The 14316-nt window shown below is 54.7% G+C and carries 15 protein-coding genes; 6 read left to right on the top strand and 9 right to left on the bottom strand.

The genetic code is table 11. The features are described 5' to 3' along the window. The first annotated feature begins 51 nt into the window (after positions 1 to 51). Positions 52 to 1344: an ATP-grasp domain-containing protein gene (locus HP15_RS00840; RefSeq protein ID WP_004578681.1), complete on the top strand. Its 1293-nt coding sequence runs from the start codon at positions 52 to 54 to the stop codon at positions 1342 to 1344. A 60-nt stretch (positions 1345 to 1404) separates the two neighbouring features. Here the strand turns inward: HP15_RS00840 and HP15_RS00845 are convergent, their stop codons facing one another. The 9 genes from HP15_RS00845 to HP15_RS00885 all read right to left on the bottom strand — a co-directional run bounded on the left by HP15_RS00845 (position 1405) and on the right by HP15_RS00885 (position 10044). After that, positions 1405 to 1863: a hypothetical protein gene (locus HP15_RS00845; RefSeq protein ID WP_004578680.1), complete on the bottom strand. Its 459-nt coding sequence runs from the start codon at positions 1861 to 1863 to the stop codon at positions 1405 to 1407. Between the two features lie 175 nt (positions 1864 to 2038). Then, positions 2039 to 2425: a DUF302 domain-containing protein gene (locus HP15_RS00850; protein ID WP_004578679.1), complete on the bottom strand. Its 387-nt coding sequence runs from the start codon at positions 2423 to 2425 to the stop codon at positions 2039 to 2041. A gap of 24 nt (positions 2426 to 2449) precedes the next feature. After that, the gene (locus HP15_RS00855; protein WP_041644886.1) at positions 2450 to 4804 is read right to left on the bottom strand and encodes a heavy metal translocating P-type ATPase; all 2355 of its coding nucleotides are present in this window, start codon (positions 4802 to 4804) and stop codon (positions 2450 to 2452) included. Next, entirely contained in the window at positions 4797 to 5024 is a 228-nt protein-coding gene (locus tag HP15_RS00860) for a hypothetical protein (protein WP_004578676.1), read from the bottom strand. The genes HP15_RS00855 and HP15_RS00860 overlap by 8 nt, the downstream gene beginning before the upstream one ends. 30 nt (positions 5025 to 5054) lie before the next feature. After that, positions 5055 to 6407 (bottom strand): APC family permease, encoded by a 1353-nt coding sequence (locus tag HP15_RS00865; RefSeq protein WP_014575800.1) that lies wholly within the window; start codon positions 6405 to 6407, stop codon positions 5055 to 5057. A gap of 11 nt (positions 6408 to 6418) precedes the next feature. Then, positions 6419 to 6772, bottom strand: a complete 354-nt coding sequence (locus HP15_RS00870; RefSeq protein WP_014575801.1) for a hypothetical protein — start codon at positions 6770 to 6772, stop codon at positions 6419 to 6421. Positions 6773 to 6924: 152 nt separating this feature from the next. After that, complete coding sequence (locus HP15_RS00875; RefSeq protein ID WP_014575802.1) at positions 6925 to 7674, bottom strand: copper resistance protein B; 750 nt, start codon at positions 7672 to 7674, stop codon at positions 6925 to 6927. Further along, a complete protein-coding gene (locus HP15_RS00880) occupies positions 7671 to 9431 on the bottom strand; it encodes a copper resistance system multicopper oxidase (RefSeq protein WP_014575803.1) in 1761 nt (586 codons plus the stop codon). Before HP15_RS00880 ends, HP15_RS00875 begins: the two co-directional genes overlap by 4 nt. An 85-nt stretch (positions 9432 to 9516) precedes the next feature. Next, positions 9517 to 10044, bottom strand: coding sequence for a cupredoxin domain-containing protein (locus tag HP15_RS00885; RefSeq protein WP_004578671.1), 528 nt, complete (start codon positions 10042 to 10044; stop codon positions 9517 to 9519). A 203-nt stretch (positions 10045 to 10247) separates the two neighbouring features. Between HP15_RS00885 and HP15_RS00890 the strand changes: the two genes are divergently transcribed. From HP15_RS00890 to HP15_RS00910, 5 genes are all read left to right on the top strand, one after another. Continuing rightward, positions 10248 to 10913 (top strand): response regulator transcription factor, encoded by a 666-nt coding sequence (locus HP15_RS00890; RefSeq protein ID WP_004578670.1) that lies wholly within the window; start codon positions 10248 to 10250, stop codon positions 10911 to 10913. Continuing rightward, entirely contained in the window at positions 10900 to 12255 is a 1356-nt protein-coding gene (locus HP15_RS00895; protein ID WP_004578669.1) for an ATP-binding protein, read from the top strand. The genes HP15_RS00890 and HP15_RS00895 overlap by 14 nt, the downstream gene beginning before the upstream one ends. A gap of 208 nt (positions 12256 to 12463) precedes the next feature. Next, complete coding sequence (locus HP15_RS00900) at positions 12464 to 12802, top strand: hypothetical protein (protein WP_227499681.1); 339 nt, start codon at positions 12464 to 12466, stop codon at positions 12800 to 12802. A 48-nt stretch (positions 12803 to 12850) separates the two neighbouring features. Then, on the top strand, positions 12851 to 13585 hold the full coding sequence (locus HP15_RS00905; protein ID WP_169702125.1) for a HupE/UreJ family protein: 735 nt from the start codon (positions 12851 to 12853) through the stop codon (positions 13583 to 13585). Between the two features lie 15 nt (positions 13586 to 13600). Continuing rightward, on the top strand, positions 13601 to 14296 hold the full coding sequence (locus HP15_RS00910; protein ID WP_014575806.1) for a hypothetical protein: 696 nt from the start codon (positions 13601 to 13603) through the stop codon (positions 14294 to 14296). The last annotated feature ends 20 nt before the right edge of the window (positions 14297 to 14316 follow it).

The raw sequence follows: 14316 nt of genomic DNA on the forward strand, positions 1-14316 counted from the left end.
TCGTTTGACCAGAATCAAGGTCGAACGATTCACAATGACCATGGACGACCAATGCAAGACGTACCCCGGGGAAACCAGCGGACACCCAAATCCCGCGCCGACCGGCTCAACCGGCAGTGTTATTGCATCACTCTTGACCGAAAAGCGCTCACCGACAGCCTCAAAAAGCAGTTTTCAGAGGCCGGGCATGAACTGTCGGCGGCTCCCGAGCTCCACCACTTTTTTTCAAACACGCCGGTTTTTGTACCCCAGGCGGACATCGCAACGATGGAGCGGATCGTCCAGGCGATCGAATCGGCTACCGAGCTTCCGTCCTACCGCGAAAGGGCTCTATCCTGGGCGCCGGACATCGCCGGTTTTGATCCAGGCCCCATCGGGGCCTTCATGGGCTACGACTTTCACCTGGGCGAGAACGGGCCTCAGCTGATCGAAATCAACACCAACGCCGGCGGCGCATTTCTGAACACGGTATTGGCCCGGGCTCAACACCGATGCTGTGACCCGTCCCAGCAGACCGCTGGCACCAACCGTGCACTGGATGGGTTCGAGGACGCGGTGTTTGCCATGTTCCAGCAGGAGTGGCAACGGCAAGGTGGCGACTCGACGCCCGGTTGCCTGGCCATTGTGGACGATGCCCCTGAATCCCAGTTTATGTTCCCGGAATTCCAACTGGCCCAGCAGTTATTCCAGGCCAGAGGCATTGAGACCTTGATCCTCGACCCATCGGAGCTTGAGTATGTTGATGGCGCTCTGAGCGCCCACGGCAAGCCTATCGACATGGTGTACAACCGCTTGGTGGATTTTGGCTTGGAGGCCCCGGCTCTTGGGGCGCTGAGGCGCGCCTACCTCGACGGCGCGGCGGTCGTCACGCCCAATCCACGCGCCCATGCGCTGATGGCCGACAAACGGAACCTGATCCTGCTATCTGATGCCCAAACCCTGCGCGACTGGGGCCTGAGTGAAACCGAGGCAGGATTTCTGGATAGAGCTGTACCGAAGACCCGGCTGGTTTCAGCAAGTGATGAGGCGGAGTTGTGGAGCAACCGGCGTAAACTGTTTTTCAAACCGGTAGCGGGCCATGGCAGCAAGGGCGTCTATCGGGGCGAAAAACTAACCCGCCGCGTTTTCGAAGAGATCCTGAAGGGTGATTACATCGCGCAGAACTTCGTTCCCGCCGGAGAACGCACCCTGAGAGTGGATGGCACGGTCACCACCAGAAAGGTCGATATCCGTTTGTACACCTATGCCGGGCAACATCTGCTTGCCGCTGCCCGTGTGTACCAGGGCCAGGCCACCAACTTTCGAACGCCGGGAGGTGGCTTTGCGCCCGTCTTTGAGGTGTGAAGGTGAGCCTCAATTGGAAACATTCAAAGGGATTAAGCCGTCAGCAAAAGTGCTCGGATCTCATAGATCCTGCATTCGGCCAACCTGACGAGCCAGTCTCATCGACTCATTTTCCTCCATCGCCAAAAGAGATTCGAACAGCTCTTTTGCTTCTGGAATTTCGGCTTTTCCAATCAGCGTTTTGTAGAGATCAATAATCTGATCATGAAAGTCGAACACCTCCCGGCAGATACCATCAAAATCAAGCTTCGCGTAAGGCTCGTCACAGGTTCGATGAGTTTTGATCGGATTATGGGACAGGTAGTCGTACACCCTAGTTTCCAGTGCCTTCTTATCCCCTTGGTGCTCAAACTCGTTCACGATCCGCTCTATTTCCGATTCATGAGTTGCCAGATAATCCAACAGCGCACGGGCCCGTTCTTCTTCGTGCTTTGTTGCGCAATGGGACAGGCAGCTCGCCAGATGTGAGTGCAGATCGCGCGTCCAGTCGATCAGTTGTCCAAAGGTCTTTATATCCATATCTTTTCCCTTTTTGCTTCTCCAAAGTATGACTGACATCCAGTAGATATCCCGTCATCAAATTAGAAGTCCTATTTGCATTTCCAGTGTTCAGCTGGGCTAGGGGCTCGCCTGGCTAGTTTGCTTACCCATTGTAAACCGGAGGCACTCCAGCAAATCGACGCCTCTACTGGCTTCAGATCGATTCGACAACCTCAGAGAGCATATCCCTGACCTTCCCAGCAACCTGCTTGAGCTCGTCATTATCGATGGCGCTCATGGAAGCCACTGGATCCACTGCACTCACCTCAATACCCTCCGAAACCTCTCGAAGAATAACGTTACAAGGCAGCATGGCACCCACGCGAGGCTCCACACCAATGGCTTCCCAGGCCATGCCAGGATTGCAGGCCCCCAGAATCCGATAGGCCAACATATCCTTGTCCAGCTTTTTCTTCATGGTGGCTTTGACATCAATTTCTGTCAGCACACCGAACCCGTGATCAGTGAGGGCCTGACGCGCTCTTCTGTCCACGTCCTCGAAATCGACATCTTTGATAACTCGATCGATCGTGTATGACATAGCTACCTCCAATGATTCAGAAGTTCATTGCTTTGACCCGAGTTTCACCACCCTCAAACGCAGCGCATTCACGATCACGCTGACCGAGGACAGCGACATGGCGGCCGCTGCAAAAATGGGCGACAGCAGTATCCCGAAAAACGGGTACAAAACCCCTGCCGCTATCGGAACACCGGCGGAGTTGTAAACGAAGGCGAAAAACAGGTTCTGACGGATATTGCGCATGGTCGCCAGAGACAAACGGCGCGCCTCGACAATGCCCATCAGGTCGCCGCGTAGCAGCGTAATGCCGGCGCTTTCGATGGCGACATCGGTCCCGGTGCCCATGGCCACACCGACATCCGCCGTTGCCAGTGCAGGCGCATCGTTTACGCCGTCACCCGCCATCACGACAACACGGCCTTCGTCTTTCAGGCGCTGGACGATCTTGCCCTTATCTTCCGGCAGGACTTCCGCTTCCACTTCGTCGATATGCAGTTTTCGGGCAACTGCTTCAGCTGAAGTGCGGTTATCGCCGGTCAGCATGACCACCCGGATGCCGTCTTTTTGCAGCGCGGAAATAGCGGCTTCGGTGGTTTCCTTGACCGGATCGGCAATCGCCAGCAACCCTGCGACGTTTCCGTCGACAGCAGCAAAAATCACGGTAGCACCATCTTTTCGGAGCTGGTCGGCGTCGTCGTCAAATCGCGTGGTGTCGACATTTTCCGACTCCATGAGAAGGCGGTTACCAAGTAGCACCCGCTTGCCGTCTATTCGACCGGCAACCCCTTTACCATTCGGAGAGTCAAAGTCTTCCGCATCCGGAAGCTTCAGGTCCATGCCCTTGGCTCTATCGAGTATGGCGTGAGCCAGTGGGTGCTCACTGCCTTTCTCCAGGCCGCCTGCATAACGCATGAGACTACTGTCATCGAACCCGTTGGCCGCGACAAGCCGGGTGACTTGCGGCTTGCCCTCTGTCAGCGTGCCGGTTTTATCCACCACCACGGTGTCCACCTTCTCCATACGTTCCAGAGCTTCCGCATCGCGAATGAGCACGCCACTCTGGGCACCGCGTCCGACACCCACCATGATGGACATGGGCGTCGCCAGGCCAAGTGCGCAAGGGCAGGCAATGATCAGAACACTGACCGCTGCAATCAGCCCGAACGCCATAGGCGGTGCGGGTCCAAAGAAGGACCAAGCAATAAAGGCGACAATAGCAATCACAATAACTGCAGGCACAAACCAGCCTGCTACCTTGTCAGCCAGCCCCTGGATCGGTGCTCGGCTACGCTGGGCGCTGGCCACCATCTGAACGATCTGGGACAGCATGGTATCGCGGCCAACCTTGTCGGCGCGCATGATGAAACTGCCCTGCTGGTTGATGCTGCCGCCGATCACCTCATCGCCGGATTTCTTACTAACCGCCAGGGGCTCACCGGTCACCATGGACTCATCCACGTTAGAACTGCCTTCAAGCACTTCGCCATCCAGCGGCACCTTGTCTCCAGGGCGCACTCGGAGACGGTCACCAACCTTTACCTGATCCAGCGACACATCAGACTCACTGCCATCATCATCCAGCTTCCTGGCTGTGGCGGGCGCCAGATCCAACAGAGCTTTGATGGCGCCGGAGGTTTTTTCTCGGGCGCGCAATTCCAGCACCTGCCCCAGCAGCACCAGCACCACGATGACAGCAGCCGCCTCGAAGTAGACGGCGACCGACCCGTCTTCCTGCCGGAAGGCGCCTGGGAAGATCTGCGGCGCCAGGGTTGCCACCAGGCTGTAGATCAGCGCGACGCCGGTACCAATGGCAATGAGCGTAAACATGTTCAAGTTACGGCTAACCACGGATTTCCAACCCCGGACGAAGAAGGGCCAACCGCACCAGAGCACCACAGGCGTTGCCAACACCAGTTGAATCCAATTAGACATTTGCGGGGCAATGATGTGATCAAGCCCGGTAAGGTGCCCACCCATTTCCAGCACCAGCACCGGCAGAGCCAACACCAGGCCGATCCAGAATCGGCGGGTCATGTCTTTGAGTTCTTCCGAAGGCCCGTCGTCCAGGCTTACCTGCTCGGGCTCCAGGGCCATGCCGCAAATGGGGCAATCTCCGGGGCCTTGCTGGCGAATTTCCGGATGCATCGGACAGGTGTACATTGTGCCCGGAGCCACGGTTTCTTCCGGCTTCTGTTCTCCACTGAGGTAGTGTTCCGGATCCTCGTCAAACCTTGACTGGCAGCGTGAAGAGCAGAAGTACCAGGTTTTGCCGCCATGCTGGCTGCGGTGTTCCGCGGTATGCGGATCCACTGCCATGCCGCAAACTGGATCCTTGGCGGTGTGCTCGCCAGGTTCTTTATCGGTGTGGTGATCATGGGCGTGATGGTGCTCAGCCATTGCGATCTCCTGTTTTGTCGGAGGGCCAGTCTGCAAATGCGATGAAGTAGAGTAGAACAAGGTTGACGATGGGGATGAGTATCAACCCGCCCAACCACCCCGGGTAACCTGTTCGCTGGCAGATACGCCAAGCCGGAATCACCACCACAATGGCGATCACCAGCATCCACAACCAGTGCCCGGCCCACATGGTGTTTCCAAACATGTCATTGTTCATCATGGTAGTGCTCTCCCTGTCGAATTCTGGTATTCAGTGATGATGAGCATGAGATTCCTCCTGCCCTAGCTGCCCAGCATTGGCGGCCCTTTTAAGAAAAACCTGTTCAGCCACGGCAATCACAGCCATGGTGACAACCGCTACGCCGATCACAAACGGGTCAGTATTCAGTTTGACCCAAACGAAGCCACCAAGAGCGAGCAAATCCAGAACAATTGCCATCGTAGGCACCCACACACTGGCCTTCACATCCTTCCGCAAATAGCGCAGAACGCCCCAATGGATAGCAATGTCCATGATCAGGTAAAAAATGATGCCCAGCGCTGCAATTCGGGATAGGTCGAAGAAGGCCGTGAGGATAAGACCAAGCACCACGGTATAAACCAGCGTGTGCTTCTGGATGCTTCCCGGCATGCCGAAATGGCTGTGGGGGACCAGCTTCATTTCAGTCAGCATGGCCAACATGCGTGAGACGGCGAAAATACTGGCCAGAATGCCTCCGGCGGTGGCCATCATCGCAATGGCAACGGTAAACCAGACGCCATACTCGCCCAATGCGGGGCGCGCAGCGGCCGCGAGGGAGTAGTCCTGCGTCTTGATGATTTCCGCCAGGGACAGATTGCTGGCAACGGCAAAACCGACCAGGGTGTAGATCACCACGCAGGCTGCGATGGAAATAATGATAGCTCGCCCTACATTCCGCTTGGGGTCGATGACTTCCGAGCCGCTGTTCGTAATGGTGGTAAAGCCCTTGAACGCCAAGATGCCCAGTGCGGTCGCACCGAGAAAATTACCAATCGTTCCTGTTTCTCCCGGATCGGAAAAATCAACCGAGATCGAGTCAGCAATCCAGACCCCGACCAAACCGAAAATCAATATGCCGCCGATTTTCAGGATCCCTATAAAGGAAGCCACCCCCTGAATCATCCGATTGCCCAGCAGGTTGATCAGAAAGGCCGCCAGAATGAGCCCCACGCCGAGAATAGGCACCATGCGGCCACTGTCATCCCCGCCGAAAAGTTGCATGGTGTAGGAACCGAAGGTGCGCGCAAGAAAGCTCTGGGCGATCACCATCGAAAAATACATCAGCAAAGCATTAAACGCGGTCGGTAGCCGGTTGCCATAAGCTTTGTGCAGGTACATGCCAATGCCCCCGGCTGATGGGTAGGCATTGGAGATTTTGATGTACGAGTAAGCGCTGAAGCCGACGATCACCGCGGCAGCGAGAAACGCCAATGGGAAAAGAACTCCGGTCATCTGCGCCATCTGCCCGGTCAAAGCGAAGATACCGGCGCCAATCATGACGCCGGTACCCAGCATAACGGTTCCCGGGAGAGTAAGACTGCCTTCCTGGTAACGAGTGGTTCGGTCTTGTTCCCGACTCATTCAACCTCCTGTCATTTTTTCATGGGTGGAATTTTCGAGCAGCAGAATGGCTCATGCTTGGCATTAGCTCGGACGTTGTCGTCGGTAAACCGGTACCAGGCCAGTTTGTGCCGGGACCACCACCCCATTTTCAATCGGCCACCGTAAGCCTTGATTAGTTCCAATAATTCATCGACGGACCAGTGGGTTCCATCGTAATTGACGTGTAATTTGCCATTCGGCTTACGCTCGGCGATATCAACGCAGGGGTGGTGATTAAGATCGTATATGAGACCGTCCCATTGATCTTCTCCAAGCCCCTCGACAGCCATTCTCCGGCGCAACAAAAACTGCTCCTGATTGGTTGCTTTGTGTGCTTTGGTCATGGGGTGACACCTCTCTTCCTGATGACTTCTCCCTGTATCAAAACACTTCAACCTGAACTGCTACTGAAAACGAATACAGGTTTAAGGTGGATTTGAGCTACATCAATTCATAGAAGAAAAAGGGCCATGGGTTTCCCCATGGCCCTTCAGCATCAGAATGCGATTCGAGCGCCGATTACGGCAAACCAATCTTCTGTGCCACCGCCGCCCGCCTCGGCCAGGTCGGCGCTATCGCCATACTTACGTTCGTGCACCACACCCACGTAGGGTGAGAACGCACGGTCAATCAGGTCGTAGCTGAGCCGGAGGCCGGTTTCGGTGGAAACCAATCCCTTGCCTACGCCTATCTCTTCATCCTCACTGAACGCTACTGAGGCATCCAGCGTTGCCGCCAGAATCCAGTAGTTGGTGAACAGCAATTCGTACTCAGCGTCCAGTTCGGCTGACGTATCGCCATCCTTACTGACATACAGATTTGCGTCGATCTCGAACCATTGAGGTGCCAGCCCCGCGACGCCGAGAACAGCGTATGTGCGGTCCGGCCCCTCCGGAGTATCGAAACGCACGCCCGCTTTGGCGTCGAAGAACTTGGAGATGGGGATCTGGCCGACCAACTGGTTTTCCAGTGTTTCGTAGGCCTGCTCCTGTATTTCGTATTCACCGGTTGTGAGCAGCCGGATTTTAAAATCATCGGTGCCATAGAAGGCATCCGCATTCCAGACGCCCAGCTCCTCGTCATCGTCGCTGTAGCGGTATTCAAACTCTTCAAATTGAACACCCCAGGTTGTGAGTGGCTGTTTACGAGCGGTCGTGTCGGAGATCATTTCCTGAGCGGTCACCGCCGTCGAGAATCCGATAGAGGCAAGGAAACTGACCGCAACAAGTGATCGAATACAACTCATGCCTCACCTCCTTCTTCAGCCGCCACGTCTGTTTTGGCCTGCGTTGACTCTGGCCCACCTTCAACAATCACCTTGCGGAACATGCCAGCGGCCGCGTGATAAGAAAGGTGGCAGTGGAACGCCCACTGGCCAGGCTCGTCGACTTCGGTTTCCATATAAACGGTGGTGCCGGGCTGCACACTGACCGTGTGCTTGATCGGATTCCACTGGCCTGCGCCAACATCAAGAATTGACCACATACCGTGCAGATGCATGGGGTGAGTCATCATGGTTTCGTTAACAAACTTGAAACGGACCCGCTCACCGTATTTGAGGCGAATCGGATCGGCGTCTTCGTACTTAACGCCATTTATGCTCCAGGTATACCGCTCCATGTTGCCGGTCAAACGAAGCTCAATTTCCCGGGTCGGCTCGCGAACTTCATACAGCGGATCCTGAGCCTTCAGGTCAGCGTAGGACAGGAACTTACCGCCATTGGCTGCCGTGGGTACGAGGCCACTACCCTTGGCATAGAAGGGATCACTTGGACCTTCTTTTTTACCCATCGCCATGGAACCGTGATCCATGCCTTCCATGTTAGAATGATCCATTCCTTTCATATTTGAGTGGTCCATTCCTTTCATCGAAGAATGATCCATTCCGCCCATCCCTTCTGAGCTGCTCATATCCATGTCGCCATGATCCATACCGGCCATGCTGCCATGGTCCATGCCATGCATACCGCTCATGTCGGCCATAGTCAGGCGGGCCGGTTCACGCAGTTGCGGTACAGCCGCTTCCATACCCTCTTCTGGGGCCAGTGTTGCTCTGGCATAGCCCGAACGCCCCATGGATTCGGCGAATATGGTGTAGGCCTGCTCATCTTTCGGACGCACGATTACATCGTAGGTTTCCGCCACACCAATCCGGAATTCGTCTACATTAACCGGCTGAACATTGTTGCCATCAGCCTGGACAACCGTCATATCCAAACCCGGAATCCGGATGTCAAAGTAGGTCATCGCGGAAGAGTTGATGAATCGCAGCCGAATGCGTTCGCCCGGCTCAAAGAGTCCCGTCCAGTTCTGGTCCGGACCTTTGCCGTTGATCAGGCCCGTAAAGCCCTGCACGTCTTCAACGTCTGCCTTCATCATCCGCATGCCACCCCAGGCCATACGGTCACTGACGGTGTTCATCAGGCCATTTTTTGACACGTCCGAGAAAAACTCGCCGACGGTTTGCTGCTCGCGGTTGTAGTAATCCGGCATCATTTTCAGGTTGCGCATGATGCGGTCACCGGAATGGGGGTGCTTATCAGTCAACTGCACCACGTATTCACGATCGTAGCGGAATGGCTCACGGCCCTCGGGCTCGATGACAATGGCACCATAGGCGCCGTCCGGCTCCTGGAATCCAGAGTGGCTGTGGAACCAGTAAGTGCCCGCTTGCTGGATAGGAAATTCATAGGTGAAGGTTTCACCCGGCTTGATGCCCGGGAAGCTGATACCGGGCACACCGTCCTGGTTAAAAGGAAGGATCAGGCCGTGCCAGTGAATAGACGTCATCTCATCCAGGTTATTGGTCACATTGATCTTGACGTTTTCGCCTTCCTTGAAGCGCATAACCGGCCCCGGGGATGCGCCGTTGTATCCGATGCCTTCCTTCACAAAATCGCCGGTATCAATTTTTACCCGGTCGACCGTAAGGTCGTACTCACCGGCCATAACCAAGGCTGGCATCAGCAGGCTCAAAAGCCCTGTCAAAAAGCGTGTTTTCATCTGTTTTACTCCAAACTACACGTCATTGAAGCCGGGCCAAGAAACGTGTCTCAGCCCCGCTGATCGCGGACTTCCGCCAAGCGATTTACTCGAAATTGACCTCACCGTACATACCGGCCTGATAGTGGCCTGGCACGTTGCAGGCGAATTCGATATTGCTTTTATCAGAAAACTTCCAAATTATTTCTTTGCTTTGGCCGGGTTCCAGCAACACGCTGTTCGGGTCGTCATGCTTCATGGAATGGCCATTGCCCATATCCATATTCATCATGTCGTGGTTCAGCTTGCCGCCCTGGATCACGCCATGCTCAACCATCATCATCATTTCCTCTTGGTGAGCGTCGTGCATGTCGGGAGTGCCCACATTGAATTCATGCACGAGGTTTCCTTTGTTCTCCACCACGAAGCGAACGGTTTCGCCAGGCTTTACACTGATTTCTTCGGGCTCGTAGTAGTTGTCGTACATTTCCACTGTGATAGTGCGAGAGGCCTCCGAGGCTTTACCCGGTTCGCCGCTGCTGGCGCCATGACCACCGCCATGAGCACCGGCGGCGAGGGTCACTGCGGACATCGACATGGCCGCGGCTGCAACAATCAACTTGGATGCATTCATCTTGTCTTCTCCATTGATAAAGTGGCCGGAAATCCCGGCGTCGGTTGGCTCTGAACAAAGAGCGATGCCAGAATACGATTCACACCATCGCGCATTAACCTGAATTCTTGCTGAAAATATTGAACTAATTTGCCATTCAGGCTGAATTCAGGTTGATCAGCGACACTCCAAAGCTATTACTTGGCTCAGAGAAGGAATGTCCGATGCGATTACTGCTCGTTGAAGATGACCGTTTGCTGGCTGACGGATTAAGTGGTCAGCTTGAAAAGGCAGGGTTCAGCGTTGATACGACCTACACCGCCAAAGAGGCTGCGATTCTGGGCGAGCAGGAGGACTATCGAGCCGTTATTCTTGATCTTGGCCTACCCGATGGCAACGGGTTAGACGTTTTGAGGAAATGGAGAACCCATCAGATAGGCTGCCCGGTTCTTATTCTGACCGCCAGAGGCGACTGGCACGACAAGGTGGAAGGCCTTAAAGCTGGAGCGGATGACTACCTTGCAAAACCCTTTCAGACCGAAGAACTCATCGCCCGGCTCAACGCCATTGTGCGTCGAAGCGAAGGCCGTATTCATTCAATGGTAAAAGCCGGACGCTTCGAATTAGATGAAAATCGTCAAAGCCTGAAATCGGAAGATGGCACGGAGCACAGCCTCACCGGCACGGAATTTCGCCTACTGCGCTGCCTGATGAGCCGTCCCGGCCATGTGTTCTCGAAAGAGCAGCTAATGGAGCAGTTGTACAACCTGAACGATACCCCTAACGAAAACGTGATTGAAGCTTACATTCGCCGATTGCGGAAACTGGTCGGCAACGACACCATTGCAACTCGTCGCGGTCAGGGATATCTCTTCAATGACGCTGTTTAGCAAGCCCAAATCCGTCAAAGGCACCTTACTTTTATTGCTACTGCCAGCCGGCATTGCGTTAATGGGGCTTGCATGGCTGGTTCACGGCCTCTTACTGGACCGGATGTCCCGGGAATTCGTCGAGACACGTCTGAAAGATGAGGTCGCATTTCTGGAACACCAGATTCTTGATTCTGGCGGTCAATTGGACAGCCTCCAGACCGGTGACTACTTTCAGGAAGTCTTTCACCACGCCTTCGCCATACATTCTCCGTCCAGAACGATCATTTCCCCGGATTCCTGGGCACCGGTGTTAACGTCGTTGATTGAATCAGCAAAGGATGGAACCGTTCGTGTTCGGGATGCGGATACAGTCGAGGGCCCAAAGAACATTCTTGCGTATCGAAAGTCGTTCCAGATCGGCGATACGCCGATTGTTGTGATCGTGTCCGAGGATCTTGGCGCACTGAAACGCAGCCAGGCAGAGCTGCACGCGTGGACAGCCATCGTCTCTATTTTACTGATTCTGCTGTTGGTCGTTGTGATCTGGTTCGGTATCAATCTGTCCATGCGCCCTGTCGTCGAGCTGAAGGCCACGCTTAAGCGACTTCAGGATGGCAAGGTTTCCCGGATTCACGTCCAGGCACCTGAGGAATTTCGACCGCTGGTTCAACAGCTCAACCAATTACTCGACTCGCTGGATCAACGCCTGGAACGATCAAGGGATGCGCTGGCGAATCTGTCTCACAGCGTCAAGACCCCCATTGCGGCGGTCCGGCAGATACTTGAAGACACTAGTCGTCCGCTTTCCAACGATCTCCGCCTTCAGATGACCGCGAGACTCAATGACATCGACAAACAGCTTGAAGCCGAGATGCGCCGAAGTCGCTTTGCAGGACCACAGGTTGGGAAAAGCGCTTACCCGCTGAAACAGGCGCGGGATCTACTCTGGATGCTGGGGCGGCTCTACCCGGAAAAGTCCTTTGAACTGTCGAGTTCTCTGCCGGAGGACGCCCGCTGGCCGATCGAGGAACACGACCTAAATGAAATTATGGGCAATCTCCTGGACAACGCCGGCAAATGGTCAGATCACTGTGTGGAACTGTCACTCGTTCAACGCTCCGGAACACTGCAAATGGGTGTCATAGACGATGGCCCCGGCGTCGCAGACGCTGAAATCAGCAAGCTGGGTCAACGGGGATTGCGGCTAGACGAGCAGACGCCGGGCCATGGCCTTGGGCTGGCAATTGTTCGGGAAATTGTCGAGCGTTATGGTGGAACACTGCGTTTTCCCACGATCCCGGAGCGCGGCTTTTCGGTGGTGGTCAACCTCCCAAAGTCAGCATCAGTGATCAGTCATTGAACCGCCCATTTGGGATGCAAGCTATCAGAGAGCTGGGCAAAGTTTTGCGCTCATGTATTCGATGTTCGCGATCATTTACCATGTTTAATGCCTATCACCCTTGGGAGGGGTGGTATTCTCTGTCCTCAATGAAATCCAACCACAGACTCTTCCCATTAGATTTATGATTTCAGCCATCCACCAGAGAAAACTGCTTCCGACACTCGTCATGCTGTTTGCATTGGCGGGCCTATCAATGTCGGTGATTGGCGAGTCTTTCTCTCACGGTGTGGCTGAGCTGGCAGGCGATTGGGAATCGCAGTCTGACGGCCAAACGGACAGTCATGGTGCGCATGGACACACCCACGATTTTGACGAAGAGCCAGAGACATCATCAGTGCATCATGATGCTGGCAATCATACCCACGAGACCATGGACCACCTCAGGGTTCCGTTTGTTTCCCAAAGCCTGACCGTTCTCCGGCAGCCCGTACCCTTTGCCGGAGGTTCGCCCCGCAGTTTGCGCTATCGGCTTGAACGCCCTCCAAAAGTTCTCCTTTCCTCTTGATTCTTGCCGCTTAGGCGGCCCGAGAAAACACATTCGATTGGAGTCTTTATGTTGTCAAACTTGCCTGGCCGATGCCGTGGTGTGTCCTCAACGGGCACAGGCAATCGTCTACTCTGGATATTTCTAACTTTGGGCTTGCTGGGTCTGAGTACCGATGTACTCGCTCATGCCGTCGCCCAGGGCGACAAGGGGTACATCCAGGAAATTACCGGGATAAACCTTATTTCGTTCATCTATCTGGGGGCCAAACACATGGTCACCGGATATGACCACCTGCTGTTCCTGCTGGGTGTCATTTTCTTCCTCTACCAGATGAAGCACATCGCGATCTACGTGAGCCTGTTTGCCTTGGGGCATTCCACCACGATGCTGCTGGGGGTTTACTTCAACGTGGGCATCAATAGTTACATCATTGATGCGATTATCGGTCTGTCCATCGTCTACAAGGCACTGGACAACATCGGTGCCTATCAGCGGTGGTTTGGTTTCCAGCCCAACACCAAAGCCGCCACGTTGATTTTCGGGTTCTTCCATGGCTTTGGTCTGTCCACCAAGATCATCGAATACGACATCTCACAGGACGGCCTGATTCCGAACCTCCTCGCCTTCAATGTGGGCGTGGAAATCGGACAATTGATCGCCCTGGCCATGATCCTGATTGTCATCAGCTTCTGGCGAAAAACCGACGGATTTTTCCGCCATGCCTACACCGCCAACGTGGCCATGATGAGTGCAGGTTTTCTGCTCTTTGGCTATCAGCTCACCGGTTACTTCGTCGCCTGATTCTGGAGATTTTTTATGTACAACACCGATATTCCCAACCGTGAAGAACTGCCCAGCACTGCCAAGCTGGTTCGATCAACCATCATTGCGGCAATTGTGGCGTTGGTTCTGCTTGTAACCGTGGTCATGCCCGCCGAATACGCCCTGGACCCAACCGGCGCAGGTCGCCTTTTGGGCCTGACTGAAATGGGTGAGATCAAGGAGCAGCTCGCCGAAGAGGCTGCTGCTGACGAAGCTGCTCAGATGGTTGCTGTTCAATCCTCAACTGAGCGAGAGGCCCCGGAAGTCAAAGAACCTGTCGTGGCTGAAGCCGTTAAGGAACCAGCTCCCTCGCCTGAAGCAGAAGTTGCACCTGCCGAGCCAGAACCTGCGCCTGCACCAGAAGTTGTGGAACCGCAGTGGCAGGATGAAGTGCGCGTGGTTCTCACACCGGGAGAAGGCACAGAGTTCAAACTTACTATGGAGGAAGGCGCTACAGCCCGATTCTCCTGGGTATCAGAGGGTGGCCCGATCAACTTCGATACCCATGGTGATGGAAGTGGTCAGTCAATTTCCTACGAAAAAGGCCGGGGCGTGCTTGAAGACGAGGGCGAGTTGGAAGCAGCCTTTACCGGCAATCACGGCTGGTTTTTCAGAAACCGGAACGACAACGACATCACTCTGGTACTACGTACTGGGGGAGACTACGGACAGTTAAAGAAGATGTTGTGATTAACATTAGACAAATGTAA

Origin of the sequence: Marinobacter adhaerens HP15 (assembly GCF_000166295.1) — a bacterium.
Lineage (GTDB): Bacteria > Pseudomonadota > Gammaproteobacteria > Pseudomonadales > Oleiphilaceae > Marinobacter > Marinobacter adhaerens.